This is a genomic window from Kitasatospora sp. NBC_00458 (assembly GCF_036013975.1).
GTDB lineage: Bacteria > Actinomycetota > Actinomycetes > Streptomycetales > Streptomycetaceae > Kitasatospora.
Window position 1 is genome coordinate 4,439,711 of sequence record NZ_CP107904.1, and the last position, 26,879, is coordinate 4,466,589.

The following is a 26,879-nucleotide window of genomic DNA, read 5'->3' on the forward strand; positions in this document are numbered from 1 at the left end:
CCTCCACCCGTCAGAATGTGGATGTTTCGTGGACTCGGCTATTGACAAACCAACCATGCGGTTTGTTACCGTAACGATCAACGACGCCCCGCAGAACGGGGAACCAGCCGGGCCTGTGCGGAGAGCTCTCGCCGGAGAGTGCGCCAGGGGGGACGGCGGGTGTCCTGGGGGGTCGGGGGGAGCGACGCATCGAGTCGCGCGAACGCGGCGCGGGGCGGGTCCGGGGGGACCCGCTCCGCGCCTCCCTGCATTTCCCCCGCGCCCCGCCGCGCCCATCCGGGTAAACTGCACCGAGTAGTGCAACACATGCCCGAGGAGGGGACCCGCCCGATGAGCGCAGCGAACCCGGCGTCCACCACCGGCTCACGCCGGATGCCGGAGAAACGGCAGGCCATCGCCCGCGCGGCGAGCACGGTGTTCGGGCGCGAGGGCTACACCCGGGCGAGCGTCGACGCCATCGCCACCGAGGCCGGGGTGTCCAAGCGCACCATCTACAACCACTTCGGCGACAAGGAGAAGCTCTTCCTCTCCGTCGCCCTGGAGACCGCCGGCGAACTCACCGAGATCGTCGCCGTCCTGGCCGACCGCCACCTGCACAAGATCGTCGACCTGGAGGCCGACCTGGTCGCCTTCGCCGTCGACCGCGCCAAGGCCGTCCTCGCCGCCGGCGAGCACTACGCACTCGGCCGGACCATCCGCGCCGAGGCCGGCAACATCCCGCCCGACGTCCTGAACGCCTGGCTCGCTGCCGGTCCGCTCGCCTCCCAGCGCGACCTCGCCGCCCACCTCGTCCGGCTGGCCGGCCAGGACCTGCTGACGGTCGACGACCCCGACCTCGCCGCCACCCACTTCACCCTGCTCACCTTCAGCGGCGCGGCCGACCAGTCCTTCTACGGGGCCGTCCCGATCTCCGACGCCGCCCTGCACGCCACCGTCACCACCGGCGTCCAGGCGTTCCTCCGCCTCTACCGCCGCGCCGCCCCGCGCCCCGCCGGCGCCTGACCCCGCCCCTGGACCCGTCCCGGCCCCGTCCCGGACCCCGCCATCGGGTCCCCTCGACCCGTACGCCCCCGCGCCCCGCGTCCCCGCGCGGGTGGTCCCGCGCGGCGCCGCCGCCCGGCTCCGGGCACGGAGAGAGCCGCAGGTCGGATGACCTACGGCTCCACCACGTCGAGCGGGCGACGGGAACCGGTCCCGCCGGGCCTTCGGGAACCCCCGCGCCCCGAAGGACGGCCGCTCAGGCCGACCGCTCCCGGTTCCTCAGCGCGGCCCGCGCCGGGACCCAGGTGCCCAGTCCGGCGAGCACCGCGCCGCCGGCGACCACGACCGCGAGCAGGCCGACCGGCACCACGACCGGGGCCGTGCCGCGGGTGATCCCCTCGGCGTAGGCGGTGAGCACCGCGAACGCGATCCCGAGGCCCAGCACCGTGGCGATCGCGACGGAGGCCAGGGTCTCCCAGCCGAGCATCCGGCGGACCTGCCGGCGGGTGGCACCGGTCAGCCGCAGGGCGGCGAACTCGTGGCGCCGGTCCGTGATGCTCATGGCCAGGGTGTTGAGGACCGCGATGGCGACGAAGGCGACGATCAGGCCGAGGGTGACGTAGCCGATCTGCTCACCCGTCCGGTTGCCCGTCGACAGGGCGGTGACCCGGTCCAGGACGCCGATGCCGGGCTCGGCCCGCAACGCCGCCGCCAGACCCTCCCGGGTGACACCCTCGCCCCGGACGAGCAGGTTGTCGTCGAGGGGCACGTCGACGTGCGCGGCGACCAGACCGTGCGCCAGGGTGAGGTCCCCGAAACCCATGCCCCGGGCGTACAGCGCCACGACGGTGACCTCGGTCGGGGTGCCGTCGGCGAGGGTGAGCCGGACCCGCTGGCCGACCCGGTACCCCAGCCCGTCCGCGGCCGCCGCCCTGTCCGTGCCCTCCGCCAGCCGGCCGAGGTCCCCCGCGGTCACGCCCAGGTCGAGGGTGTCCGACAGCCGCTCGGGCGTCACCGCCTGCACGGCGCGCTTCTCCAGGCCGTCCCGCACCTGGGTGTGCAGCACCCTGGTCACCGTCCGGACTCCCGGGACGGCGGCGACCGAGGCGGCGGCGGAGGCGGGCACGCGCGGCCCGACGACGAAGTCGGCGACGTTCCCGCGGTCGCGCTGCGCACCCGTGGCCCCGTCGACGGTGCTCCCGGTGAAGAGGATGGTGCAGGCCATCGCGACCAGCAGGGTCAGCGGGGTGACGACCGAGGCCAGCCGGTGCGCCGCGGCGCGCAGGTTGTGGGCGGCGAGGTAGCCGCCGACCCGGGACGCCCGCAGCGGCAGGCCCAGCACCGCGGCACCGGCCCGGGCGACCGGGGGGCCGAGCAGGGCGAGCGCCGTGCACCACAGCAGGACGGCGTTGAAGCAGACCGGGGTGGAGGACTGGTCCGAGTGCAGCACGGTGAGCAGGGCGGTGAGCACGACGGCCCCGGCGGTGGCGAGGACGCCGAGGACGATCCTGACCCAGCCGATGCGCGGCGGCTTCAGCTCGGCCTCGCCGAGGGCCTCGACCGGCTTGATGGCGGTGGCCCGGCGGGCCGAGATCCGGGCGGCGCCCCAGCCGGCGAGCAGGGTGGCGGCCGCCGCGGCGATCGCGGGGAACGGGGAGACGACCACCGGGAAGTTCGCGGGGATCACGTCCAGGGTGACGAACCGTTCGTGCAGCAGGCCGCCCAGCGGCAGACCCGCGGCGGCGCCGAGGGTTCCGGCGGCCAGGCCCACCGCGAGCGCCTCACCGCCGATCATCTTCCGGATCTGGCGTCCGGTCGCGGCGACGGCGCGCAGCACCGCGATCTCGCGCTGGCGCTGCTGGATCGACAGGCCGAAGGTGCCGACCACGACCAGCAGGGCGACGATCAGCGAGGTGCCCGCCAGGACCGCGCCCATGCTGATCAGGCGGACCTGGGCGTTGGCGGCGTCGGGGAACTCCACCCGGCCGCGGTCGTCGCCGGTGCGGACCACGGCGGCCGGGCCGCCCGCGGTCGCGGCGCCGCCGCGGAGCAGTGCCCTGACCTCGTCGGCGGCCGCGGGCGAGGCCGGGAACACGCCGATCGCGCTGACGGCGCCGTCGTGGCCGGCGAGCCGGCGGGCCTGCTCGGGGGCGAAGAACACCGCGGCCTGGCTGGCGAACCCCTGGGCGGTGACGCCGACGACGCGCAGCGGCAGCGTCCCGGTGGCGGTGCGGGCCTGCACCGTGGAACCGGCGGACAGCCGGGCCCGGTCGGCCGTGGTCGCGTCCAGCACGACCTCGTCGGCGGCCGACGGCGCGCTCCCCGAGGCCAGCGTCAGACCGGCCAGCGGCGCGGACTCCCAGCCGTGGCCCCACGAGTTGCGGGTGGGACCGCCGGGCAGCAGCACCGGGAACATCACCTCGGTGGCGACCGACCCCACCGAGGGCAGGGCCGCGATGCGCCCGGCCAGTGCGGCGGACACCCAGGCCCGGTCGGTGATCGGCTTGGCCTTCTCCTTGGTCTTCCCCTCGCCGCGGTCCTCGACCTGGTGGACGTCCTGGTCCCCGGTGACCACGATCGGGGCGGCGGCGTACCGTTCGGGCTCGACGCTGCCGAGGAGCCCCGTGGTCAGCAGCGTCCCGCAGCCGCAGACCAGGGCGGCCGCGCAGAACAGGGCGACGAAGGCGCCCGCGAATCCGGCCCTGCGGTGCCGGAGGGTGGCGAGGGCGAAGCTGAACATCATCGGTTCCACGCTCCCAGGCGGATCATGCGGTCGGCGACCTTGGCGGCGGTCGGTCCGGACATCGTGTCGGCGACCCGGCCGTCGGCCAGGAACAGGACCTCGTCGGCGTAGGACGCGGCGACGGGGTCGTGGGTGACCATGACGATGGTCTGGCCGAGCTCGTCGACGGTCTGCCGGAGCAGGGTCAGGACCTCACGGGCGGTCATGGTGTCGAGCGCGCCGGTGGGTTCGTCGGCGAAGAGGACCTCCGGGTCCGAGACCAGCGCCCTGGCGATGGCCACGCGCTGCTGCTGACCGCCGGACAGCTGGCCCGGGCGGTGTCCGGTCCGCTCCTGCAGCCCCACCCGTCCGACCAGTTCGGCCAGTCGGGCGCCGTCGGCCCGCCGGCCCGCGAGGCGCAGCGGCAGCGTGATGTTCTGCTCGACGGTCAGCGAGGAGATGAGGTTGAACGACTGGAACACGAACCCCGCACGCTCCCGGCGCAGTTCGGTCAGCTTCGTCTCGCTGAGCCGGGACAGGTCGGTGTCCCCCAACCGGACCGTCCCGGAGGACGGGCGGTCGAGGCCGGCCGCGCAGTGCAGGAAGGTGCTCTTGCCCGAACCGGACGGCCCCATCACGGCGGTGAACCCGCCCTTGGGCAGCCGCACCGTGACCTCCCGCAGCGCGGCGACGGCGCCCCGCCCCTTCCCGTAGACCTTGCTCACGGCTTCCAGACTGATCGCTTCGCTCATGGCCCCAAGCCTTCCGGCCCGGGGCCCGTGCGGGCAGGGACGGCGTCACGAGCCACCCGTGACATCGTCACGGGTAGGGTCGTCGCATGATCAGACTCCTGCTGGCGGAGGACCAACACGTGGTGCGCAGCGCGCTGGTGGCGCTGCTGGAACTGGAGCCCGACCTGGAGGTCGTCGCGCAGGCCGGCTCCGCCGACGACGTGGTGCCGCGGGCGATGGTCTTCACCCCCGACGTCGCGGTGCTCGACATCGAGATGCCGGGGCGGCTGGACGGCCTGCACGCGGCCGCCGCGCTGAAGGAGAGGCTGCCCGGCTGCCGGACGCTGATGCTCACCTCGAACGGACGGCCCGGACTGCTCCGCAGGGCCCTGGACGCGAAGGTCGACGGCTTCCTGCTGAAGACCGCGCCGCCGGAGGACCTGGTGGCCGCGATCCGGCAGGTGGCGGGCGGTGGGCGGGTGCTCGACCCGGGGCTCGCCGTGGCGGCGTGGGACCTCGCCGACAACCCGCTGACGCCGCGGGAGAACGACGTGCTGCGGGAGCTGGCCGGGGGCGCCGAACCGCCGGAGATCGCGGCGCGGCTGCACCTCTCGACCGGGACCGTCCGCAACGTGCTGACCGCGGTCGTCGGCAAGCTCGACGCCCGGAACCGGACGGACGCGGTGCGCATCGCGCGCGAGGCCGGGTGGCTGTAGCGCGGGCGGGTGCGCGGGCTTGCGGCCGTGCGCGAGGGTGAGGCGGCTCCCGCCGCCCTCACGACGACTGTGAGCCCACCCGCCGTACGTCCACCCCCCGTAGGCCAACCCGCCGTCAGCCCTGCGGCACCTCGGCGCGCAGCACGTACCAGCCGTCGTCCGGACCGGCCGCCAGGGTGCCGCCGATGGCGGTGAGGCGGACGGTCAGCCCGCCGACCCCGGAGCCGGGTGCGCTGACGCCGTCCGGCACCCCGTCGTTCTCCACCTCCAGCCGCACCCGCCCCCCGTCCGACGAGGTGGCGATCCGCACGTGGCGGGCCGAACTGTGCCGCAGGACGTTGGTGACGGCCTCCCGGAGCACCACGCTCAGCACGGCCCCCGCCGGCTCCGGCACCGGCTCGTCGTCGACCTCCACCGTGATCGCGGCCGCCTCCAGGACCGCCGCCGCGGACGCCAGTTCGGCGGCGAACGACAGTCGCAGGCCGTCGCTCGCCACCGTCCGCAGCTCGGTCTCCCCGCGCTCGGCCAGGCGCACGATGTCCCGCAGCTCGGCCCGGCTGCGGCCGGGATCGGCGGCCGCCAGCCGCCGGGCCAGTTCGGCCTTGAGCAGGATCGCGGTCAGCCCGTGGCCGAGCAGGTCGTGCAGGTCGCGGGCGGCACGCAGCCGCTCGGTCACCACGGCCGCCCGGGCCAGTCCCGCCCCCACCCGCTGGAGCTCCCGCACCAGCCGGACCAGGCGCAGCACCCCGTGGACGACGACGCAGCTGATCAGGACGTCGACGGCGGCGAACAGCCCCCGCGCCACTCCCCCGCCGGCGGCCGCGTCACCGCCGAGCGTGCCGCCGGCGATCGCCGCACCCGTGATCACCCCGCCGGCCGCCGCCGCGGCGGCCGCGAGCGCCAGGCCGGCCCGGAGCGGCGGGGCGGTCAGCAGCGTGCCGGCGAGGATGCCGACCGCGCCGATCCAGTTCCGCCCGAACCACGGCAGCGGCAGGAACGCGAGGGCCGCCGAGCCCAGCAGCAGCAGGCGGACAGGGCGCGAGCCGTCCAGCGACGAGAAGCGGAACTGGAGTCCGCAGAGCAGCAGCAGGCACGGAACACCGAGTCCGAGCAGCGGCGCCGGGATGAACAGCAGGGCCTTGACGCAGAAGGTGGCCAGGACGACGACGTACAGGCCGAGCACCGTCCGCAGCTCGGGCGGATCGGCGGAGTCCGCCGGCGCGGGGGTGGCCGCGACCGCCGCCTCGACGGCGAAGCGCCCGTCCGGTTCCAGACCCGCCGTCAGCGAGCCGCCCACCGCACGGACCCGGTCGGCGAGGCCGTCGAGCACCTCGGCCCCGAGCGCGGCCGTCGGCACCCCGTCGCTGACCACCCGCAGCACCACCTGGCCGGCCCGCTCGCCGGTGGCGATCTCGCAGTGCCGCGCGTCACCGACCCGCACGACCGCGGTGACCGCCTCGCGCAGCACCGTCGCCAGCACCGTCCCGGCCGGTCCGAGCGGCTCCGAGTGCCCGATGCGGAGGTCGGCGGCGATGCCGGCGGAGGTCAGCAGGGCCCGGGCGCTGGCCGCCTCGGGCGCCAGTGAGAGGCTGCGCAGCTCGGCCGCCGTGGCGCGGGTCGCCGCCAGGGTCCCGCGCGCCGTGGCGATGAGGGTGTCCAGCAGCGCCGGGTCGTCCCGGAGCGCCAGGCCGTGCACCTCCCGCAGGCCCTCGGCGAGGCCGCTCCGCAGGCTGGACGCGATGCGCAGGCGTTCGGCCGTCACCGCGGAGGCCGCCAGGGTGATCCGCGCGGCGTGCACCCGTGCCGCGAGCAGCGCGAGCGTGGTGACGGCGTAGAGCATGACCGCGCCGATCACCAGGATGAGCACCAGGTCGACGGTGACGCGCGCACTGCCCGACCGCACCGCCTCGGTCAGCGCCGCGGCGCCCCCGAGCAGCACCAGCGGCACGCGCCGGCGTTCCAGCAGCAGTGAGGCGGCCGGCAGGCACAGCAGTCCGATCGAGACGCCGAGCGGGACGACCGCCAGCCAGCCGACGGCCGCCTCCGCGACCGTCCAGACCACCGGCGCCGTCCGGGGGGCGATCCGCCGCAGCCCCGGCGAGACGTGACGCAGCTGCGCCGCCACCAGCACCGCGCACGCCAGGGCGACGGCGAGCCCGGCACCCGGCTCCGCCGGCACCCGTGCCAGCCCCTTCAGGAAATGCACCGAGGCCACGGCGGCGGCGACCCCGACCACCAGCGCACGTGACAGCCGCGACGCGACATCGCCGCCAGAGACCCCCTCCACCCCGGCATGGTACGCCGGGGAAGATCAACGCCGCCCCGGTGGCCGGCCGACCCCTGTACGGCCGGACACCGCCTGCACGGCCGAACACCCCTGCACGGCCGGACACCCGGCGGCCGTCGGCGCCCCGGCCCGCGTCGCGGCAGGGAGCGCGGCCCCGGCGACGGGCGCGACCGCGGCTCAGCGCGGTGCGGTGTCGTCGGCCGGGAAGGCCGGACCGTGGCCGGGCACGATCACGTCCGCCGCGTCCAGCACCCGGAGCCGGGAGGTCAGGAGCACGTCGTGGTCCGGCGCCACCGGGTCCTCCACCGGGCCGTTGGGCCGCCACCACAGGTCGCCCACGAAGGCGACGACGCCCGAGCCGGTGCCCGCCAGCAGCGTGATGTCCTCGACGCTGTGCCCGGGGGTGCGGATCAGCCGCAGGGACGGGGTGAGCTCGTAGCCCTCGGCGTCGCGGTCGGTCCACTGGTCGTCCCGGTAGATCGCCTTGTGGTCGTGCACGCGGGCCCGGCCGAACAGGCCGACGTTCATGGTGTTGTCCGGGTGGTGGTGGCTGAGCACCACGTCGGTGATGTCGTCGGGGCCGAGCCCCAGCTCGGCGAGCGGGCCGAGGATCCGGTCCCGGCCGGCCACCATGCCGGGGTCGACGATCACGTGGTGCTCCCCGTCGGTGACGTAGGAGACGGTGGCGGCGACACCGGGGCCGGTGGAGAGGGTGTAGCCGGTGGTCAGGATCGTGTACACGGCGCTGCGGCCGAGCGGGGCGTCTGTCATGCCTCCGAGTCTTCCGGGCGGGCCGCCCGGTCACGAGTGGCCGTGCTGCCACCGATCGCAGGAATCGTGCCAGCGGATTCGTGCCAGACTCCCCCACGTGCCGCCATTCGTGACCGTCGCCGCCTACGCCCCGCCCGGTGTGGGCATGCTCGCGGCCGGTATCGCCTCCGAGGTTTTCGACGCCCGGGGCCAGGGCCTGCCCGGCTTCGACTTCGCCCTCTGCACCGACCGGCCGGGACAGGTCCGCACCGACGTCGGACTCCCGCTCCTGGTCGGGCAGGGCCTCGACCGGCTGGCCGCCGCCGACCTGGTGATCGCCCTGCCCTGGGCGGACTTCCGTACCCCGCCGGCCCCCGCCGTGCTCGACGCCCTGACCGCGGCGCACGAGCGCGGCGCCCTGGTCGCGGGGCACTGCGTGGGCACCTTCGCGCTCGCCGCGGCCGGGCTGCTCGACGGCCTGCGCGCCACCACCCACTGGCGCTTCGCCGCCCTGCTGGCCGACCGCCACCCGGCCGTCACCGTCGAACCCGAAGCCCTCTACATCGACGAGGGCCGGATCATCACCGGCGCGGGCGCCGCCGCCGGCTTCGACCTCTGCCTGCACCTGCTGCGCCGGGAGCACGGCGCCGTGACGGCCAACGCGATCGCCCGCGACCTGGTGCTGCCCTCCCACCGCGACGGTGGCCAGGCCCAGTACCTGGCCACCCCCATCCCCGAGGACTGCCAGGACGAACGGCTCGCCGACGTCCTCACCTGGGCCCGGGAGAACCTCCACGAACCGCTCCCCGTCGCGGAGTTGGCCCGCCGGGCCCTGATGAGCAGACGCTCCTTCGCGCGCCGCTTCAACGCCGCCACCGGGACCACCCCGCACGCCTGGCTGCTCGGACTGCGGCTCAGCCGCGCCGAGGAGCTCCTGGAGACCACCGACCTGCCGGTCGAGGAGGTCGCCCGCCTGGTCGGCTACGGCAGCGCCGCCGTCCTCCGCGCCCAGTTCGTCCGCCGCCGCGGAGTCCCCCCGCGCTCCTACCGCCGCTCCTTCACCCGCACCCCGTGACCCGCGCCCGGGGCCGCCCCGGAGCGCCTCGCACAACGGAAAAGCCCCAGGTCATCGACCTGGGGCTTTCCTTCTGAGCGGGCGACGAGAATCGAACTCGCGCTATAAGCTTGGGAATCTCGTCAACCAGGCACAACTAGATACCTTCTGACCTGCGGATATGACCTCCAGAAGCCCTCGCGATGCCAGTCCACAGGGGCGGGAAGTAGCCGCCACTTACCGCCACTCTCCGCCGCTTGGGGCACAGGTAGGGCACAGGCTCCACCGACGTCGAAGCGTCGCCGGTTGAGCCTGCCCGCCCACGTTTTCAGACTCCGCCGCCGCCCACCAACGTCTCCTGACTGTCAGCAGACCGACGCATAGAAGAGCGCTCGTACAGCAGCAGGAAGGGCGCCACGTACCCCGACGCCTCGGGGACGGTGGCCTTGCCACTGCAGATCAGTACGATTCCGGCCACCAAGGCCAGTCCGTAGGCCAAGACGCTCAGCCATGCCGACGAACCCGAGCTTGAACCCTCGGAACCGCTGGGTAGTGTCATAGGTGACCTCTTCTGTCATACGCGATGGAGACTGGTCAGAGACGGCTCCCGCTGCAACGGGGGCCGTCTCTTTTTGACGGCCGCGCCTCCTGCCATTGATCGTGACAGAGCGTATAGACAAGTCCAAGACGGTTATCCACAGGCCATGTGCAGAACTCCCCTTCCCCTGGGGATAACTGACGCTTTTCGGTGGATGAATCTGTGGAGAAACCTGTGGATGCCGCAAGTCGGCACGACATCACATCGGGGCTGACCTGCGAAGACGTCAACTTTAGCCTGTGCATAAGAAATACTTCACAGCCCGGACAGGCATGTGCCACGAAATGCCACCCTGAGAGTCGGTCAGCAGTCGGGCAGATAGCTCAGATTGACTATGAGTCGATGGCCCAGCCGGGGGCCCGCATGTAGCGCTGCGGGCGGTGGAGCGGTTTTGGCCGGTGTCCTGCCTGGTTTGGGGTCGAGCATGATCGGGGGACCGTAAGCTGTTGCGACTCGGTCAGGGCTCCTTGGGCCTGACCGCAATTTGGCCGAGTGGCCCCCCGTTCTTGCTCGACTCGGGTCCCGAGCCTGGGAGGTGGGTAAAACCGTGGAGCCGCCCGTCCCCAGCCCCGGCAGGCTCTAACCCCGGCATCCCTCCCAGCCGCACGCTCGCGTGCGCGGCCGCCGCCGGAGCGGGGCGAAGACAGGGGCACGCAGGTGGACGTCCGGCCGATCGGGGCCTTCGCCGCCGGGGAGATCACGGAACGGGCTGTGGCCTCGTACGTCGCCAAGTACGCCACCAAGTCGGCCGAGACCACCGAGACCGTGGACCGCCGGATCCTGGAGCGTCACGAACTCGACCGGCACGACCTGCCCGCCCACACCCGACGCCTGATCGAAGCCTGCTGGGACCTCGACGGGCACTACCCCGGCCGCCTGCTCGCGCACTGGTCCCACATGCTCGGCTTCCGCGGCCACTTCTCCAGCAAGTCCCCCACCTACTCGACCACGCTCGGCGCCCTCCGACAGGTCCGCGCCGACTACCGCGCCGACCAAGCCCGCACCGAACTTCGGGAACGGCTCCTCACCGCCGGGCTCCCGGACCTGGATGACCTGCCCGACACCGAGACCATGGTCGTCGCCCACTGGTCCTTCGCCGGCGCCGGCAACTCCCCGGGTGAGTCCATGCTCGCCGCGTCGATCGCCCGGGACCTGCGCGAACGCCACAACACCGACCGACAGGAGATACGCGCACAACTCGCGCGAGAAGAGGGGGAAGCAGCATGGACCGCCTGCTGACAATCAAGGAGGTGGCCGAGCGCCGCGGCACCTGGGAGAGCAGCGGGGAGCGCTTCCCCCGCCGACTGGTCGCGGAGCGCCGTATCGCCTTCGTCAAGGTCGGTCGTCACGTCCGCATCACCGAATCGGCCCTCGTCGACTACGTGGCCGCCAACACTGCTCAGCCTCGGTCCCGCCGACTGCGGTCGGTGGCATAAGTGGCAAGCAAGCGACGGCAGTTCGGCCGTATCCGCAAGCTCCCTTCCGGCCGCTACCAGGCTCGATACCTCGGCCCGGACGGCCTCCTTCGGCCCCCGCCGGAGACCTTCGAGACCAAGACCGACGCGGACGACTGGCTGGCCGAGATGCAGACCACGATCCGCAAGAAGGACTGGCGCGGCCCTGACGCCGGGGCGGTCAACTTCGCCAAGTACGCCGATGCTTGGATCACAGAACGTGGGGTGATGCCGACCACCCTGGAGCTGTACCGCCGGCTGCTGCGACTGCACCTCGAACCGACTTGCGGGGACCTCGACCTGGACGAGATCACGCCGCCGCTGATCCGCGCGTGGCGGGCCGAACTCCGGGCCACCGGCAAGCACACCACTGCCGCGAAGGCATACCGCCTGATGAAGTCCATCATGGCCACCGCGACCGATGACGAGTTGATCCGCCGGAACCCGTGCCGGATCAAGGGTGCGGGCAAGGAGTCGGCGGAGGAGCGCGGAGTCGCCAGCATCGAGAAGGTCTACGAACTGGCTGAGCTCGTGGGGCTGCGCTGGCGCGCCATGGTCGTGCTCGCCGCCTTCACGACGCTTCGCCCTGAGGAGCTGGCCGAGCTGCGCCGCAAAGACATCGACCCCGTGTCCGGTACGGTCCGCGTCCGGCTCGCGGCCCCTGAACTCAACACCGGCCGGCGGGCGCTCGGGGACACAAAGTCCGACGCGGGCAAACGGGTCGTGACCATCCCGGCCGCGGTCCTGCCGGATGTCCGGCTGCACCTGGAGCTGTTCGCCGAAAGGGGGGATGAGGGCCTGCTGTTCGTCGGAGAGAAGGGCGCCCCGTTCCGCCGGACCACCTTCGGGCGAATCTGGCGCAAGGCACGCGCCAAGGCAGGCATGCCGGGGTTCCGCTTCTACGACCTCCGCCACACCGGCAACAATCTGGCCGCCGCCACCGGGGCCAGTCTCAAGGAGCTGATGGCCCGCATGGGGCACGCCTCCGTTCGGGCCGCGTTGATCTACCAACACGCGACCGGCGAGCGGGATCAGAAGATCGCGGACGGCATGGACGCAGCGATCAACGATGCCCTCGGCCGGGGCACGCCACCGTCCGAGGAGTCATAGGGGCACGCAGGGGGCACGGGAGCCCGAAAACACAAAAGGCCCGGGTCGGGGATCATGCCCCTGACCTGGGCCTTTACTGCTGGAGCGGGCGACGAGAATCGAACTCGCGCTATAAGCTTGGGAAGCTCATGTTCTACCATTAAACTACGCCCGCTTGACGGGCCGTCAGAGAGCGCCCGATCTGCCCTCACTGTACCCCATGCGTGACACCCGTTGCACAGGTGGCCCGGGGTCGTGGCGGAGCCGCCGGAGGCGGGGGCGGAGGCGTACTCTTTGGGCCGCGTGAGAGTGCCGCGGCGGGTGGGGCGCGGGGCGGCGAGCCTTGGTGTGGAATGTCCGGAACATCCCCTAATGTGACGCTGGTCCCGGGGGCTTTCGCCCGTTCGGGGCGCGACGAGTACGGGTGAGTACCGGGGTAAGGATGGGAAGGGGATCGATGGAGCAGCGCGCCGTCGTTCGTTGTGCCGAAGGGCACCTGTTCAGCACCACCACGTTCCCGATGCAGAATCTCGGGCCGGGCCGGCTCGGGCCCGGGCGGCTGATCCGCTGCCCGCAGTGCGGGCGGATGAGGAGTTCGGTGCTGGCCGACGTGCGGGAGCTGTCCGGGCCGCAACTGGCCCGGGCCCTGCGGCTGGAGGCCGCGGAGTTCCTGGCCTGACAGGGGCGACCGCGGGACGGGAGTGACAGGTGCGGCCCCGGGCGATTCGTCCGGGGCCGCGTCGTGCACGTAACCTCGAAGCGTGCTGCTCTCTGACAAGGACATCCGGACCGAGATCGACAAGGGCCGGGTCGTGATCGACCCGTACGACCCCGCGATGATCCAGCCCTCCAGTATCGACGTGCGGCTGGACCGCTTCTTCCGGGTCTTCGAGAACCACCGCTACCCGCACATCGACCCCTCCGAGGAGCAGCCGGACCTGACCCGGCTGGTCGAGCCGGAGGGCGACGACGCGTTCATCCTGCACCCCGGCGAGTTCGTGCTGGCGTCGACCTACGAGGTCATCTCGCTGCCGGACGACGTCGCCTCGCGCCTGGAGGGCAAGTCCAGCCTGGGCCGCCTCGGGCTGCTGACGCACTCCACGGCCGGCTTCATCGACCCGGGCTTCAGCGGGCACGTCACGCTGGAGCTGTCGAACGTCGCGACGCTGCCGATCAAGCTCTACCCGGGGATGAAGATCGGGCAGCTCTGCCTGTTCCGGCTCTCCTCGCCGTCCGAGCACCCGTACGGCTCGGAGCGCTACGGCTCGCGCTACCAGGGCCAGCGCGGCCCGACGCCGTCCCGCTCGTACCTGAACTTCCACCGCACCACCACCTGAGACGCGCGCCGCAGCAGGCGCGCGACAGCAGAGCAGACGCCGACGTGGGCGGTCACTCCGGAGTACCGGGGTGGCCGCCCACGGGCGTTCCAGGGGCGCCGCGCGCACCGCGCGGGTGCGGCGGCCCGTGCGTCAGGCCCGCTTCGGGCGGGTGACGGCGACCAGCTCGCTGCCGTCCTCGGAGAGCAGCAGCTCGGTGCGGAGCCCGGTCAGCTCGCCCAGGTGGTGCAGGTGGGTACCGCCGCAGGCGATCTGCGCCCCGCCCTCGGGCAGCTCGCAGTGCCACTGGCGGCGGGCGGTGAGCTCCGGGCCGGGGACGTCGATACGGACCGGGGCATCGGCGGCGACCCAGGCGGCCAGCCGCCGGTTGACGGCCTCGGTGAGGGCGGGGAGCGCCTCGGCGAGCGCCGGGTACTCCTCGGTGGCCTCGACGGTGAAGCCCTTCTTGCGGAGCGACTTGCCCAGCCGGTAGGTGTCGGTGCTGGCCTCGGTGTCCATCACGGAGCTCGCCATGGCGAGGCTGTCGAAGTCCGGGCGGCCGAAGGCGTCGGAGCGGCCCGGGTCCTTGCGCCAGCGCGGGGCCAGTGCCTCGTTGAGGGCCAGGGCCAGCAGGTGGCAGCCGCTGTGCGAGGCGCTGAGCGCGGCCCGGCGCCCGGCGTCGACGGTGAGAACGGCGTTCCGGCCGACGACCTCGCCCGGGTCCGCCGCCAGGACGTGCAGCACCAGCCAGGACCACTCCTCGTCGCCGCGCCGGACCGGGATGTCGGCACCGACCAGCAGCTCGCCGCCCTCGGGGCCGACGGCGCCGGTGAGGCAGTCGACGACGGCCAGGTCGGTGCCGTCGACGGTGAGGGTGCCGAGGTCGGCCGGCTGGTCGGGCCAGGTGTGGTCGAGCGGGTGGAACGGGGTGGCCGCGGTGACGACGGCGTGGCGGCCGCCGTCCAGCGGGTGCACCGCGAGCACCGTCGACTCGCCGGTCACCGCCCCGGCCGGGAAGCTGACGTGGGTGGTGGGGAGGGTCATGCCTGGCTCCGTGCGGGTGAGGGTGGGCGACTGCCGTGCGGAAATGCGGACGGGCCCCGTAGGCGGGGCCCGTCGACCATTCTCCCCCGGCCGCGGGGGCCGGGAGAGGCGGGAGAGGTGAGGAGGAGGGCGGGGAAGCGGGGGCGGCGGGGCTCAGCCCAGGGTCGGCAGCTTGATCAGCACCAGCAGCGCCAGCAGTTGCAGCGCCGCCGCACCGGCCGCCTTGCCCCACGGCAGGTCGTGCATCCGGCGGACCATGCTGGTCAGCAGGAAGGCGCAGAACAGCCAGGTGGCCCAGCCGACGACCTGGACGACGATGTTGTCGGCGGGCAGCGCGAGCGCCAGCAGCAGCCGGGGCGCGTCGGTGGTCCAGCCGATCAGCACGGCGAGGCCGACGGTCGACTGCCACGGGCCGTCCCCGCCGAACTGCCGGGCCAGCGCGTACGTCACCGCGCCCAGCATGGCGCCGGCCAGGGTGAAGCAGACCGCCGCCGCGAGCAGCGCGGTGAGCGCCACGGTGAAGGTCGAGTTGACCACGTCGTCGCGGGTCATGCCGATGCCGAGCACGGCGAGGGCGCCGTACAGCAGCGAGACGGTGACGGCGGGCAGCCAGACCTGGTGGTCGCGGGTGCGGTCGAAGATCGCGGTGGGGGTGCGGAAGAGGCCGACCAGCAGCTCGCGCCAGGTCGGCCGCGGGCCGGCCGCGTGCGGCCCGGACTGGCCGCCGGCGCGGTAGACGGCGACGTTGTCCTGGCCGCCGTACTGCTGCCCGTCGGGGTGGGCCTGCTCCTGCCCGTAGGGTTCCTGCCCGTACGGGGCCCGGTAGGGCCGGCCGTGCTCGTCGTAGTAGTAGGGCTCGCCCGCGTACGGGTCGCTGCCGGCCGGGAACGCCCGGGTGTGGCCCGGCTGGTCGGCCGCGTACGGGTCGTGCGGAGCCCGCGGTGCGCCCGGGCCGGGGCCCTGGGGCGCGTAGGGGCCCTGGGAGGCGTACGGGCCCTGAGGGGCGTAGGGGCCCTGCTGCGGAGCGTTCTGCGGGCCGGTGAAGTACTCCGGCCCGTCCCCCGGCCCGTACCCCCCGGGCGCTGCCTGCTGCTGCGGCGGAGGCGCCGACCACCCGCCACGGGGATCGGCGCCCTGACCGCTGTCGTATCGATTGCCAGCCACGTTCCGAAGGTACCCGCCCGGCCGGTTCCGTGGCGGCCGGGCACCGGACCGGGTCCGGTTTGCAGCGAGCCTGTGACGCCCGCCGCAACGGGCGCGGCCGGCGGGCCCGGGGGCAGGCGGCCGTCCGTCCGGCCGGCGGCTAGCGCTGGGCGCTGACCTTCGGGCCGTGCACCGCCGCCGCGGCGCTGGTGCCCGCCGGGCAGCCGCCGGGGCCGGCCGAGGTGCGGACGGCGCCGGCCGGGAGCAGGATGCCGCAGGCGACCCGGATGCCGTTCGGCAGTTCGTTGTCGGGCTCGACGATCGCGCCGTCGCCGATCACCGCGCCGTCCAGCGCGGTCCGCTCGCCGACCGCGGCGAAGGCGCCCACGATCGAGTCCTTGACCAGGGTGTCCGCTCCGATGACCGCGCCGGGCAGGATCACGCTGCCCTCGACGATCGCGCCGGCCTCGACGACCGCGCCCTCGGAGACCACGGTGCCGCCGCTCAGCACCGCGCCGCGGTGCACGGTGGCTCCGGGCAGCAGCAGTGCGTCACCGGTCGGGCCGGGGACGGCCGGCGAGTCGACCTTGCCGAGCACGAGGTCGGCCGAGCCGCGGACGAAGGCGGCCGGGGTGCCGAGGTCCAGCCAGTACGAGGTGTCCACGACGCCGCGCAGCAGCGCGCCGGTGGCCAGCAGCTCGGGGAAGGTCTCGCGCTCGACGGAGACCTCGCGACCGGCCGGGATGCGGTCGATGACCGAGCGGGTGAAGACGTAGCAGCCGGCGTTGATCTGGTCGGTGACGATCTGCTCCGGCGTCTCCGGCTTCTCCAGGAACTCCAGCACCCGGCCGTGCTCGTCGGTCGGGACGAGTCCGAAGGCGCGCGGGTCCTCCACCCGGGTGAGGTGCAGGGTGACGTCGGCCCCCGCGGCCACGTGGCCGTCGCGCAGGGCGGCGATGTCGACGCCGGAGAGGATGTCGCCGTTGAAGACCAGGACCGGCTCGTCGGGGCCGCAGGTCAGGCCGGTGGCGGCGTTGCGGATGGCACCGCCGGTGCCGAGCGGCTCGCGCTCGGTCAGGTAGACCAGCTCGATGCCGTACGGGGTGCCGTCCTGGAAGTGGTCCTCGAAGACCTCGGCCAGGTAGGAGGTCGCGAGCACCACACGGGTGACCCCGGCCGCTGCCGCGCGGGCCAGCTGGTGCGCGATGAACGGGACGCCTGCCACGGGCAGCATGGGCTTGGGGGTGTGGGTGGTCAGCGGACGCAGTCGCGTGCCCTTACCACCGACCAGCATGATCGCCTCGGTCATGGTCTGCGCTGTTCCCCTTGTGGTCTCTACGGCCCGGCCCGGCGGGCCGATACCTCCGTCGGTGGTCAGAAATGCCGTTCCGGGAGCCGGAACGGATCGACCGGCACGAGGGCCGGTCCGGCGCCTACTGTATTTCCTTCTGACAGGGACGCCGCCCGGCGGTCCGGCGGTTGGCACGCCGCCCGGCGGGTCCGCGCCCGAAAAGCCCGGCCCGGCGGGCGCTCGTGGCACCCGCCGGGCCGGGCGGTTGTTGCAGAACTGTCGAACAACTGGGCGTCAGAACAGTCCAGTTAGGCCTGTCGCCGACCCGGCCAGGCGTCGCCGACCCGTCACCCGTCCAGGCGTCGCCGACCCGTTCAGGCGTCGACGGTCTCGGCCTCGGCCTCGGCGGGCGGGGTCGCCTTGACCGAGTCGAGGAGGAGCTGGGCGACGTCGACGACCTTGAGGTGCTCCTTGGCCGCGCCCTCGTTCTTCTTGCCGTTGACGGAGTCGGAGAGCATCACGAGGCAGAACGGGCAGGCGGTGGAGACGATGTCGGGGTTGAGGGAGAGTGCCTCGTCGACGCGCTCGGTGTTGATCCGCTTGCCGATGCGCTCCTCCATCCACATCCGGGCGCCGCCGGCGCCGCAGCAGAAGCCGCGCTCCTTGTGGCGGTGCATCTCCTGCTGGCGCAGGCCGGGGACCTTGTCCATGATCTCGCGCGGCGGGCTGTAGACCTTGTTGTGGCGGCCCAGGTAGCAGGGGTCGTGGTAGGTGATGAGGCCCTCGACCGGGTTGACCGGGACGAGCTTGCCCTCGTCGATGAGGTGCTGCAGCAGCTGGGTGTGGTGGATGACCTCGAAGTGGCCGCCCAGCTGCGGGTACTCGTTGGCGATGGTGTTGAAGCAGTGCGGGCAGGTGGCCACGATCCGCTTGACCGGGGCGTCCTCCAGCGCGGCGTTCAGCGTCTCGACGTTCTGCGCGCCGAGCATCTGGAAGAGGAACTCGTTGCCGAGGCGGCGGGCGGAGTCACCGGTGCAGGACTCCTCCTTGCCGAGGATGGCGAACTGCACGCCGGCGGTGTGCAGCAGCTCGGCGAAGGCCTTGGTGGTCTTCTTGGCGCGGTCCTCCAGGGCGCCGGCGCAGCCGACCCAGTAGAGGTACTCGACCTCGGCGGGGTCGATGTCCTCACCGATGACCGGCACCTCGATGCCGGACTCCTTCTTGAGTTCCTTGACCCAGTCCAGGCGGGCCTTGGTGGCCATGCCCCAGGGGTTGCCCTTGTTCTCCAGGTTCTTGAGCATCGTCCCGGCCTCGGTCGGGAACGAGGACTCGATCATGACCTGGTAGCGGCGCATGTCGACGATGTGGTCGATGTGCTCGATGTCGACCGGGCACTGCTCGACGCAGGCGCCGCAGGTGGTGCAGGACCACAGCACGTCCGGGTCGATGACGCCGTTCTCCTCGGCGGTGCCGATCAGCGGGCGCTCGGCCTCGGCCAGTGCCGCGGCGGGGACGCCGGCGAGCTGCTCGGCGGTGGCCCGCTCCTCGCCCTCCGCGTCCTTGCCGCCGCCGGCCAGCAGGTACGGCGCCTTGGCGAAGGCGTGCTCGCGCAGGCTCATGATCAGCAGCTTCGGCGACAGCGGCTTGCCGGTGTTCCAGGCCGGGCACTGCGACTGGCAGCGGCCGCACTCGGTGCAGGTGGAGAAGTCGAGGATGCCCTTCCACGAGAAGTGCTCGACCTGGGAGACGCCGAACACCGCGTCCTCGGCCGGGTCCTCGAAGTCGATCGGCTGCCCGCCGCTGCTCATCGGACGCAGCTCGCCGAGGGCGACGCCGCCGTCCTCCTCGCGCTTGAAGTAGATGTTGAAGAAGGCGAGGAAGCGGTGCCAGGCGACGCCCATCGAGGGGTTGATGCCGATGGTGATCGCCCAGGCGAAGGAGGTGCAGATCTTCAGCATCGCGAAGAGGTAGACCAGGTTCTCCAGCGTGCCGTGCGACAGGCCCTTGAAGGCCAGCACCAGCGGGTAGGAGATCAGGTACTTCGCCTCGTACGAGCCGACCTGCTCCAGCGCGCCCTCCAGGCCGCGCAGGATCATGATGCAGAGGCCGATGCCGAGGATCGTGTACTCGACGTAGAAGGCCTGCCAGGCGATCGAGCCGGCGAAGCGGGACTTGCGGCCCGCCCGGCCGGGCAGGCTGAGCAGGCGGATCACGATCAGCGCCGCGATGCCGAGGGTGGTGAAGGTGCCGACCAGCTCGGTGAAGAGCTCGTAGGGCAGCCAGCCGCCGAGCACCGGCAGCACGAACTCGGCGTCGAACAGCTGGAAGAAGGCGGTCAGCAGGGTCAGGCCGAGCGTGAAGAAGCCGACCGCGACGAACCAGTGGGCGACGCCGACGACGCCCCAGCGGTTCATCCGGGTGTGGCCGACGAACTCGACCGCCACGGTCTTGGCGCGCTGGGCGGGCTGCCCGAACCGGGTCGCGTCCGGCTGGCCGGTCCGCACCACCCGGTAGATGTACAGCGCCGCACGGGCGGCGAGCGCGGTGCCGACCACGAACGTGACCAGCGAGATGACGATCGCTGCTAGCTGCATCGGCTCTCCGTCTCCTGCGGCTTGCTGGGGTTGCAGACTCTCGGGGGTGAGTGTACTCGCCGGTAACTTCCAGCACCGACGGGCCGGACATTACCGCTCGCCAACTCTTCTCCTGAAGATGCTCAAGGTATGGCGGCAGTCACGTAAGTGCACCCTGCCACCCGCCAAGTGCACCCCACGGCCACCACCCGCCGCACGGGACCCCCTCCCGGACGGCCCCCGGGAGACCCCATCGGCCCCCGCATCGGCCCCCGAACCGGCCCCCGGGCCGACCTCCGGGCCGACCTCCGAAGCGGCCTCCGAAGAGGTGGCCGCCCCGGCCCGGGCGGCCACCGCGGGCCCTCCGGCGAAAATCCGGCTCAGCAAAGTTGAGCGGGTCGGACTCATCCCTGTTGACGCTCCCCGGCCCGTCGTGCATCCTTGAGCCCGTAAAGCTCAACTCTTCCGTGGAGGTATCTACGATGGCACGCGCGGTCGGCATCGACCTCGGCACGACGAACTCGGTCGTCAGCGTTCTGGAGGGTGGCGAGCCCACCGTCATCACGAACGCCGAGGGCGCTCGGACCACGCCGTCCGTCGTCGCCTTCGCCAAGAACGGCGAGGTGCTCGTCGGCGAGGTGGCCAAGCGCCAGGCGGTCACCAACGTGGACCGCACCATTCGCTCGGTCAAGCGCCACATGGGCACCAGCTGGAAGATCGGCCTGGACGGCAAGGACTTCAACCCCCAGCAGATCAGCGCCTTCGTGCTGCAGAAGCTGAAGCGGGACGCCGAGGCCTACCTGGGTGAGACCGTCACCGACGCCGTCATCACCGTCCCGGCGTACTTCTCCGACTCCGAGCGCCAGGCCACCAAGGAGGCCGGTGAGATCGCGGGCCTCAACGTCCTGCGCATCGTCAACGAGCCGACCGCGGCCGCCCTGGCCTACGGCCTGGACAAGGACGACCAGACCATCCTGGTCTTCGACCTCGGCGGCGGCACCTTCGACGTCTCCCTGCTGGAGATCGGCGACGGGGTCGTCGAGGTGAAGGCCACCAACGGTGACAACCACCTCGGTGGCGACGACTGGGACCAGAAGGTCGTCGACCACCTGGTGAAGGTCTTCCAGGCCGGCCACGGCGTCGACCTGTCCAAGGACAAGATGGCCCTGCAGCGTCTGCGCGAGGCCGCCGAGAAGGCCAAGATCGAGCTGTCCTCGTCCTCCGAGACCTCGATCAACCTGCCCTACATCACGGCCTCCGCCGAGGGCCCGCTGCACCTGGACGAGAAGCTCACCCGCGCCCAGTTCCAGCAGCTCACCTCGGACCTGCTGGAGCGCTGCAAGGTCCCGTTCCACAACGTGATCAAGGACGCGGGCATCGCCCTCTCCGAGATCGACCACGTCGTCCTCGTCGGCGGCTCGACCCGCATGCCGGCCGTCGCCGAGCTCGTCCGCGAGCTGACCGGCGGCAAGGACGCCAACAAGGGCGTCAACCCGGACGAGGTCGTCGCCATCGGCGCCGCGCTCCAGGCCGGCGTCCTCAAGGGCGAGGTCAAGGACGTCCTGCTGCTCGACGTCACCCCGCTGTCCCTCGGCATCGAGACCAAGGGCGGCATCATGACCAAGCTGATCGAGCGCAACACCACGATCCCGACCAAGCGCTCCGAGATCTTCACCACGGCCGAGGACAACCAGCCGTCCGTGCAGATCCAGGTCTACCAGGGCGAGCGCGAGATCGCGGCGTACAACAAGAAGCTCGGCATGTTCGAGCTGACCGGCCTGCCGCCGGCCCCCCGCGGCCTGCCCCAGATCGAGGTCACCTTCGACATCGACGCCAACGGCATCATGCACGTCGGCGCCAAGGACCTCGGCACCGGCAAGGAGCAGAAGATGACCGTCACCGGCGGCTCCGCGCTGCCGAAGGACGACATCGAGCGCATGATGCGCGAGGCCGAGCAGTACGCGGAGGAGGACCACAAGCGCCGCGAGGCCGTGGAGACCCGCAACCAGGCCGAGCAGCTCGTGTACTCCACCGAGAAGTTCATCGCCGACAACGCCGACAAGCTGCCGGCCGACGTCAAGGCCGAGGTCGAGACCGCCATCGGCGAGCTCAAGGAGGCCCTGAAGGGCGACGACATCGCGAAGATCCGCGAGGCCTCCGAGAAGGTGTCCACCACCGCGCAGAAGCTCGGCCAGGCGCTCTACGCCAACGCCGACGCCGCCGGCGCCGCCCCGGCCGGTGACGCCGCCGGTGCCAAGGACGACGACGTCGTCGACGCCGAGATCGTGGACGACGAGAAGCCCAAGGGCGGTGCGGCATGACGGAGAAGCCGCAGGGTGCTGAGCCCGGCGACGACTCCGCCGCCGAGGAGGCCGTGATCAAGGCTGCCGAGGAGGCCGCCGCGGCCGGTGCCGACCAGGCCTCCGCCGCGGCCGGCGGGTCGGACGACCTCGCCACGGCCAAGCGCGAGCTGGCCGAGCGGACCGGTGACCTCCAGCGCCTCCAGGCCGAGTACCAGAACTACCGGAAGCGGGTCGAGCGCGACCGGCTGACGGTCCGCGAGATCGCCGTCTCCAACATCCTGGAGTCGCTGATCCCGGTCCTGGACGACATCGGCCGCGCCCGCGACCACGGCGAGGTGACCGGCGGCTTCAAGTCCGTCGCCGAGTCGCTGGAGACCGTCGTCGCCAAGCTGGGCCTGCAGCAGTTCGGCAAGGAGGGCGAGCCCTTCGACCCGACCATGCACGAGGCGCTGATGCACAGCTACTCCTCGGAGGTCACCGAGGACACCTGCGTCCAGATCCTCCAGCCCGGCTACCGGATCGGCGAGCGGATCATCCGCCCGGCGATGGTCGCGGTCGCGGAGCCCCAGCCGGGCACCCAGACCACGTCCGGCCCGGACGCCGACACCGCCAAGGGCGGCGAGAAGAAGGACCAGGCCGACGGTGGCTCGGACAGCTGACCAGCGGTGACAGCTGACAACCCGTGCGCTGCGGAGTCGAACGCCGGCCAGTACGGCGGCCGGCTCCGCAGCGCACTGTCGACGGGCCACGGCCGGCCCGTTGACAGCTCTGTGACGATGGACCTCGGGAGGTGGCGCGAGCCATGAGCGGCAAGGACTACGTGGAGAAGGACTACTACAAGGTCCTCGGCGTGCCCAAGGACGCCACCGCCACCGAGATCAAGAAGACCTACCGCAAGCTGGCGCGCGAGTTCCACCCCGACGCCAACAAGGGCGACGCCGCGGCCGAGGAGCGGTTCAAGGACATCTCCGAGGCCTACGACGTCCTCTCGGACGAGAAGCGCCGCAAGGAGTACGACGAGGCCCGCAGCCTCTTCGCCAACGGCGGCTTCCGCGCCGGGGCCCCCGGCAACGGCAACTACAGCTTCGACTTCGGCGACCTGTTCAACGGCAACCAGACCGGCAGCGGCGGCGGCCTCGGCGACGTCTTCGGCGGCCTGTTCAACCGCGGCGGCACCCGGCAGGCCCAGCCCCGGCGCGGCGCCGACGTCGAGACCGAGGTGACGCTCTCCTTCGAGGAGGCCGTCGACGGCGCCACCGTCCCGCTCCGGATGACCAGCCAGGCCCCCTGCCGCCTCTGCAACGGCACCGGCGCCAAGGCCGGCACGACCCCCCGGGTCTGCCCCACCTGCGTCGGCTCCGGCACCGTCAGCCGCGGCCAGGGCGCCTTCGCCCTCTCCGAGCCCTGCCGGGACTGCCGCGGCCGCGGCATGATCGTCGACGACCCGTGCACCGACTGCCACGGCAGCGGCCGGGCCAGCTCCGCCCGCACCATGCAGGTCCGGATCCCGGCCGGCGTCCAGGACGCCCAGCGCATCCGCCTCAAGGGCAAGGGCGCGCAGGGCGAACGCGGCGGCCAGCCCGGCGACCTCTACGTCACCGTGCACGTCGACGCACACCCCGTCTTCGGGCGGAAGGGCGACAACCTGACCGTGACCGTCCCGGTCACCTTCCCCGAAGCCGCGCTGGGGGGCACCATCGAGGTGCCGACCCTCAACGGACCCTCGGTGAAGCTCAAGCTCCCGCCGGGCAGCGCCAACGGCCTGACCCTGCGGGCCCGGGGCAAGGGCGCCACCCGCAAGGACGGCACCCGCGGAGACCTCCTGGTCACCGTGGAGGTCGTGGTGCCCCAGCACGTCACCGGAGACGCGCTGACCGCCCTGGAGCAGTACCGCGAGGCCACCGCCTCCGACGACCCGCGAGCCGCCCTGTTCCGAGCGGCGAAGGGAGCGTGACGACCAGATGATCCCCGACAACACCGGCGCGGGCCACGGCCCGATCGGCCCCGGCATCGGCGAGGGACTCCCCGGCAGCGGCACCCCGCGTGCCCGCCGGGCCGCCCCGCAGCCCCAGTACGTCCTGACCGAGGACACCCCGGTCTACGTGATCTCGGTGGCCGCCGAGCTCTCCGGCCTGCACCCGCAGACCCTCCGCCAGTACGACCGCCTCGGCCTGGTCTGCCCCGACCGGACCGCCGGCCGCGGCCGGCGCTACTCGGCCCGCGACATCCAGCAGCTGCGCGAGGTCCAGCGGCTCTCCCAGGACGAGGGCATCAACCTGGCAGGGATCAAGCGGATCATCGAGCTGGAGAACCAGGTCGCCGCCCTGCAGTCCCGGGTCGCCGAACTGGCCGACTCCCTCGAAGGCGCGGCCACCGCCCTCCAGCAGCGCGAGGCCACCATCCACGCCTCCTACCGCCGCGACCTGGTCCCCTACCAGCCGCCCACCCCGCACTCCAGCGCCCTGGTGGTCTGGCGCCCCCGGCGCTGACCCCCGCACGACGGCCGCCCGCCGCCGGTTTCCCTCTGGTCGGGGGGTGCCGGCGGCGCGGCGTTTGGTGAGAGAGTGCGCAAGTGGGTTCGCCCGGAGCAACCGCCACAGCGGAGCACGCCGATTGCATATCATCCGTAAAGCTCAGTGGCTACCAGGCGCTGCTCGGGACCTGACGTGGAGAGGAGCTACAAGTGAGCCCAGTCGCCAACGGGGACGACTTCCACCCCGGGGAGCAGGTCCTCTCCGACAACGCGCGAAAGCTCTACCTGGCCGCAGTGCATTCCGGCGGGCGTTTGACCGCCGACGCACAAGAAGACGCGAAGTCGGAGGTTCGGGAACTACTGGAACTCGGTCTGCTTGTGCAGGACTTGGACGATCACCAATCCCTCGTGGTGGCAGACCCCAATCGACTGTCAACGGCACTCAGCGCCACCTGGCAGCGGAAAGCACTACAACTGCTCTCCCGTTCCGCCCATCTGGTCAGCGAACTACAAGACCTGGGCGACGCCTACAACGAGCACACCAGGAAACCCGAGACGGGCGGCCCGATCGAATACATCAGCGGAAAAGTGCTGATCAATCAGCGTCTCGGCGCCCTGGTCGAGCGCTGCTCAACGGAGCTGCTGACCGCCCAGCCCGGCGGCGGACGCAGGCCGGAGACCGTCCGCACCGCCATGGAGCGGGACTTGGGCGTACTGCAGCGCGGCGGCACGATCCGGACCATTTACCAACCGAGTGCGCGATATTCCAGCCCTACGCTTGAGTACGTCGAGACCATGACCCATGAAGGCAGTCATGTCCGCACACTGGACGAGCCATTCAGCGTCATGATCGTGATCGACCGCAAAGTCGCCATCATTCCGGCCAGCGAGGACATGACCATGGCCGCATTCATCAGGGACACAGCGGTCGTGACGTATCTCGTCCAGACATTCGACGCCCTGTGGGAACGGGCGATCCCGTTTCCCGGCAGTCGCGAGGTGCCTCCGCAGGTGCTCTCCAGCCTGAGGCGCCAAGTCGTCAGGCTCATGCTCCAAGGCATCGGCCATCGCGTCATCGCGAGAAATCTCGGGCTCAGCGAAAGAACTCTGGCCCGGCACATAGCCGAGATGCGAGAGGATCACGGAGTCGACACGCTGTTCCAGCTGGGCTGGAAACTCGCCCAGCAGGAAGGCGGGGCCGGCTCGATCACCTGAGCAGGCCTACGCGGCGGACAAGCCCCACTGCGGTCTACTGCCAGCCACTGTCCGACATGGACAGTGCCACCGTCGTGGGGTTCGGGCCCTGCCAACCACTGTCCGAGTCGTCGAGCGAGGATCCGAAAAACAGCGCAAGGCCTATAAGGAGCGCAGAGACAATGAGGCGACGCGCGTAGCGCACGACAGCACTCCCTTCAGCGAGATACGGCAAACCTTCACCAGACGGCCAGTACAGGATAGATCCTGTCCTACCGCACAACAGTATGGATAGGCCGGGGAGTGTGTCATCTCGCTGCCATGCAGCGAGATGACATCTGGCGCCGCTGGACCACGGCATCGCAACAGATGGACGATCAGTTCGCTGTCGACGGGTCAGGTCGATTCGTTGCCTATGTACATTCAATTTCGGTCAGCGACTGCTCGACCCGACCTTGCTGATCACCTCACCACAACCCACAGGCCAGTCGGATACGCCCTCCTCTCGCCGACTACTCCCCCCCGGAGTCGACATGACCGAGCCCTACCTGCGTCACCACGACAGCCAGGCCCCTGAGGGCCGGCGTGCACGAGTCTTCCTGGCCGCGCCGCTCATGCGGCTGACCGGGCCGGCGGACAGTGTGGTGACGCTCGCCAGCCGGACGCGGCTGACGACCCTCCGCACCACCCTCCTCCGCAGTGGCGCCGCCGTGTACAGCGCTCACCACAGCGACGCGTGGACCGTGGCCGGCCGCGCCCCCGAGCCGCGCGTGCCGTCGGACTTCCGCGCGCTGCAGTCCGCCGACCTGGTCTTCGCCTACGTCGGCGCGCCCCTGTCGGCCGGAGTCAGCCTGGAGCTGGGCTGGGCGTCGGCGCTGCGGAAGCCGATCGTCCTGCTCGTCGACGAGGCCATCACCCACAACCCGCTGATCGCCACCATCGAGCAGGTCGCCCCCGTCCTGCCGCTGGTCTTCGACGACACCTGGTCCCAGGAGGCCCTCCACCACACCGTGGAGACCGCCCTCGACTGGGCCGGCATGGCGCTCTCCCTGCGCGAGGGCTTCTGGACCGCCCCCGGCGAGCAGTTCACCGTCCCCCGCCAGCAGCCCCCCGCCGTCGGCCCGACCGGCTACTGGCCCACCGGCGCGGCCACCGGCTGA

The 26,879-nt window shown here is 72.1% G+C and carries 20 protein-coding genes, 1 tRNA gene and 2 pseudogenes; 14 read left to right on the forward strand and 9 right to left on the reverse strand.

The window, feature by feature from the left end; translation table 11 throughout:
* The first annotated feature begins 330 nt into the window (after window positions 1-330).
* Entirely contained in the window at window positions 331-1,002 is a 672-nt protein-coding gene (locus OG550_RS18230) for a TetR/AcrR family transcriptional regulator (RefSeq protein ID WP_327678859.1), read from the forward strand.
* 235 nt (window positions 1,003-1,237) lie between these two features.
* Here OG550_RS18230 and OG550_RS18235 read toward each other — a convergent pair whose 3' ends face one another.
* Both OG550_RS18235 and OG550_RS18240 read right to left on the reverse strand, forming a co-directional pair.
* Complete coding sequence (locus OG550_RS18235) at window positions 1,238-3,724, reverse strand: ABC transporter permease (RefSeq protein WP_327678861.1); 2,487 nt, start codon at window positions 3,722-3,724, stop codon at window positions 1,238-1,240.
* The gene (locus OG550_RS18240; RefSeq protein ID WP_327678863.1) at window positions 3,721-4,455 is read right to left on the reverse strand and encodes an ABC transporter ATP-binding protein; all 735 of its coding nucleotides are present in this window, start codon (window positions 4,453-4,455) and stop codon (window positions 3,721-3,723) included. The genes OG550_RS18235 and OG550_RS18240 overlap by 4 nt, the downstream gene beginning before the upstream one ends.
* A gap of 86 nt (window positions 4,456-4,541) precedes the next feature.
* On the opposite strand from OG550_RS18240, the gene OG550_RS18245 reads away from it, so the two are divergent.
* Window positions 4,542-5,150, forward strand: coding sequence for a response regulator transcription factor (locus OG550_RS18245; protein ID WP_327678865.1), 609 nt, complete (start codon window positions 4,542-4,544; stop codon window positions 5,148-5,150).
* 115 nt (window positions 5,151-5,265) lie between these two features.
* Here OG550_RS18245 and OG550_RS18250 read toward each other — a convergent pair whose 3' ends face one another.
* Both OG550_RS18250 and OG550_RS18255 read right to left on the reverse strand, forming a co-directional pair.
* Window positions 5,266-7,437 carry a sensor histidine kinase gene (locus OG550_RS18250; RefSeq protein ID WP_327678867.1) on the reverse strand — a complete coding sequence of 724 codons (2,172 nt, stop codon included), beginning with the start codon at window positions 7,435-7,437 and terminating at the stop codon, window positions 5,266-5,268.
* Window positions 7,438-7,614: 177 nt separating this feature from the next.
* Window positions 7,615-8,208: an MBL fold metallo-hydrolase gene (locus OG550_RS18255; protein WP_327678869.1), complete on the reverse strand. Its 594-nt coding sequence runs from the start codon at window positions 8,206-8,208 to the stop codon at window positions 7,615-7,617.
* A 145-nt stretch (window positions 8,209-8,353) separates the two neighbouring features.
* Between OG550_RS18255 and OG550_RS18260 the strand changes: the two genes are divergently transcribed.
* The 4 genes and pseudogenes from OG550_RS18260 (at window position 8,354) to OG550_RS18275 (ending at window position 12,403) form a co-directional block, all read left to right on the forward strand.
* Window positions 8,354-9,262 (forward strand): GlxA family transcriptional regulator, encoded by a 909-nt coding sequence (locus OG550_RS18260; protein ID WP_327683954.1) that lies wholly within the window; start codon window positions 8,354-8,356, stop codon window positions 9,260-9,262.
* Between the two features lie 1,216 nt (window positions 9,263-10,478).
* Window positions 10,479-11,078 (forward strand): annotated as a pseudogene (locus OG550_RS18265) (replication initiator); the annotation flags it as partial.
* A complete protein-coding gene (locus tag OG550_RS18270; protein ID WP_327678872.1) occupies window positions 11,063-11,275 on the forward strand; it encodes an excisionase family DNA-binding protein in 213 nt (70 codons plus the stop codon). The pseudogene OG550_RS18265 and the gene OG550_RS18270, both read left to right, overlap by 16 nt.
* A complete protein-coding gene (locus tag OG550_RS18275) occupies window positions 11,276-12,403 on the forward strand; it encodes a tyrosine-type recombinase/integrase (protein WP_327678874.1) in 1,128 nt (375 codons plus the stop codon).
* An 80-nt stretch (window positions 12,404-12,483) separates the two neighbouring features.
* On the opposite strand, the gene OG550_RS18280 is transcribed toward OG550_RS18275, so the two are convergent.
* Window positions 12,484-12,557, reverse strand: a tRNA-Gly gene (locus tag OG550_RS18280).
* A gap of 267 nt (window positions 12,558-12,824) precedes the next feature.
* Here OG550_RS18280 and OG550_RS18285 point away from each other — a divergent pair.
* Both OG550_RS18285 and dcd read left to right on the forward strand, forming a co-directional pair.
* On the forward strand, window positions 12,825-13,061 hold the full coding sequence (locus OG550_RS18285) for a hypothetical protein (RefSeq protein ID WP_327678876.1): 237 nt from the start codon (window positions 12,825-12,827) through the stop codon (window positions 13,059-13,061).
* Window positions 13,062-13,143: 82 nt separating this feature from the next.
* Window positions 13,144-13,719: a dCTP deaminase gene (dcd, locus tag OG550_RS18290; protein ID WP_327678878.1), complete on the forward strand. Its 576-nt coding sequence runs from the start codon at window positions 13,144-13,146 to the stop codon at window positions 13,717-13,719.
* A 132-nt stretch (window positions 13,720-13,851) separates the two neighbouring features.
* Here dcd and OG550_RS18295 read toward each other — a convergent pair whose 3' ends face one another.
* The 4 genes and pseudogenes from OG550_RS18295 to OG550_RS18310 all read right to left on the reverse strand — a co-directional run bounded on the left by OG550_RS18295 (window position 13,852) and on the right by OG550_RS18310 (window position 19,770).
* The gene (locus OG550_RS18295) at window positions 13,852-14,742 is read right to left on the reverse strand and encodes a metal-dependent hydrolase (protein ID WP_327678880.1); all 891 of its coding nucleotides are present in this window, start codon (window positions 14,740-14,742) and stop codon (window positions 13,852-13,854) included.
* A 153-nt stretch (window positions 14,743-14,895) separates the two neighbouring features.
* The gene (locus tag OG550_RS18300; RefSeq protein WP_327678882.1) at window positions 14,896-15,906 is read right to left on the reverse strand and encodes a Yip1 family protein; all 1,011 of its coding nucleotides are present in this window, start codon (window positions 15,904-15,906) and stop codon (window positions 14,896-14,898) included.
* Window positions 15,907-16,120: 214 nt separating this feature from the next.
* Window positions 16,121-17,194, reverse strand: a pseudogene (locus tag OG550_RS18305) (sugar phosphate nucleotidyltransferase); the annotation flags it as partial.
* Between the two features lie 356 nt (window positions 17,195-17,550).
* A complete protein-coding gene (locus OG550_RS18310) occupies window positions 17,551-19,770 on the reverse strand; it encodes a (Fe-S)-binding protein (protein WP_327678884.1) in 2,220 nt (739 codons plus the stop codon).
* A 461-nt stretch (window positions 19,771-20,231) separates the two neighbouring features.
* Here OG550_RS18310 and dnaK point away from each other — a divergent pair, with 461 nt between their 5' ends.
* From dnaK to OG550_RS18340, 6 genes are all read left to right on the forward strand, one after another.
* On the forward strand, window positions 20,232-22,070 hold the full coding sequence (gene dnaK / locus OG550_RS18315; RefSeq protein ID WP_327678886.1) for a molecular chaperone DnaK: 1,839 nt from the start codon (window positions 20,232-20,234) through the stop codon (window positions 22,068-22,070).
* The gene (grpE, locus tag OG550_RS18320; RefSeq protein WP_327678888.1) at window positions 22,067-22,711 is read left to right on the forward strand and encodes a nucleotide exchange factor GrpE; all 645 of its coding nucleotides are present in this window, start codon (window positions 22,067-22,069) and stop codon (window positions 22,709-22,711) included. Before dnaK ends, grpE begins: the two co-directional genes overlap by 4 nt.
* A 143-nt stretch (window positions 22,712-22,854) precedes the next feature.
* Window positions 22,855-24,006 carry a molecular chaperone DnaJ gene (gene dnaJ, locus OG550_RS18325; RefSeq protein ID WP_327678890.1) on the forward strand — a complete coding sequence of 384 codons (1,152 nt, stop codon included), beginning with the start codon at window positions 22,855-22,857 and terminating at the stop codon, window positions 24,004-24,006.
* 7 nt (window positions 24,007-24,013) lie between these two features.
* Window positions 24,014-24,541, forward strand: coding sequence for a heat shock protein transcriptional repressor HspR (locus OG550_RS18330; RefSeq protein WP_327678892.1), 528 nt, complete (start codon window positions 24,014-24,016; stop codon window positions 24,539-24,541).
* A 194-nt stretch (window positions 24,542-24,735) separates the two neighbouring features.
* Window positions 24,736-25,740: a helix-turn-helix domain-containing protein gene (locus OG550_RS18335; RefSeq protein ID WP_327678894.1), complete on the forward strand. Its 1,005-nt coding sequence runs from the start codon at window positions 24,736-24,738 to the stop codon at window positions 25,738-25,740.
* 512 nt (window positions 25,741-26,252) lie between these two features.
* Window positions 26,253-26,879, forward strand: a complete 627-nt coding sequence (locus OG550_RS18340) for a hypothetical protein (protein ID WP_093861139.1) — start codon at window positions 26,253-26,255, stop codon at window positions 26,877-26,879.

Bases quoted from the DNA above. Each gene is read 5' to 3' on its own strand.
- OG550_RS18240 (WP_327678863.1), bottom strand. From the start codon at position 4,455: ATGAGCGAAGCGATCAGTCTGGAAGCCGTGAGCAAGGTCTACGGGAAG.
- OG550_RS18270 (WP_327678872.1), top strand. From the start codon at position 11,063: ATGGACCGCCTGCTGACAATCAAGGAGGTGGCCGAGCGCCGCGGCACC.
- grpE (WP_327678888.1), top strand. From the start codon at position 22,067: ATGACGGAGAAGCCGCAGGGTGCTGAGCCCGGCGACGACTCCGCCGCC.
- OG550_RS18260 (WP_327683954.1), top strand. From the start codon at position 8,354: ATGCTCGCGGCCGGTATCGCCTCCGAGGTTTTCGACGCCCGGGGCCAG.
- dnaJ (WP_327678890.1), top strand. From the start codon at position 22,855: ATGAGCGGCAAGGACTACGTGGAGAAGGACTACTACAAGGTCCTCGGC.
- OG550_RS18340 (WP_093861139.1), top strand. From the start codon at position 26,253: ATGACCGAGCCCTACCTGCGTCACCACGACAGCCAGGCCCCTGAGGGC.
- OG550_RS18255 (WP_327678869.1), bottom strand. From the start codon at position 8,208: ATGACAGACGCCCCGCTCGGCCGCAGCGCCGTGTACACGATCCTGACC.
- OG550_RS18310 (WP_327678884.1), bottom strand. From the start codon at position 19,770: ATGCAGCTAGCAGCGATCGTCATCTCGCTGGTCACGTTCGTGGTCGGC.
- OG550_RS18235 (WP_327678861.1), bottom strand. From the start codon at position 3,724: ATGATGTTCAGCTTCGCCCTCGCCACCCTCCGGCACCGCAGGGCCGGA.
- OG550_RS18330 (WP_327678892.1), top strand. From the start codon at position 24,014: ATGATCCCCGACAACACCGGCGCGGGCCACGGCCCGATCGGCCCCGGC.
- OG550_RS18245 (WP_327678865.1), top strand. From the start codon at position 4,542: ATGATCAGACTCCTGCTGGCGGAGGACCAACACGTGGTGCGCAGCGCG.
- dnaK (WP_327678886.1), top strand. From the start codon at position 20,232: ATGGCACGCGCGGTCGGCATCGACCTCGGCACGACGAACTCGGTCGTC.
- OG550_RS18230 (WP_327678859.1), top strand. From the start codon at position 331: ATGAGCGCAGCGAACCCGGCGTCCACCACCGGCTCACGCCGGATGCCG.
- OG550_RS18295 (WP_327678880.1), bottom strand. From the start codon at position 14,742: ATGACCCTCCCCACCACCCACGTCAGCTTCCCGGCCGGGGCGGTGACC.
- OG550_RS18285 (WP_327678876.1), top strand. From the start codon at position 12,825: ATGGGAAGGGGATCGATGGAGCAGCGCGCCGTCGTTCGTTGTGCCGAA.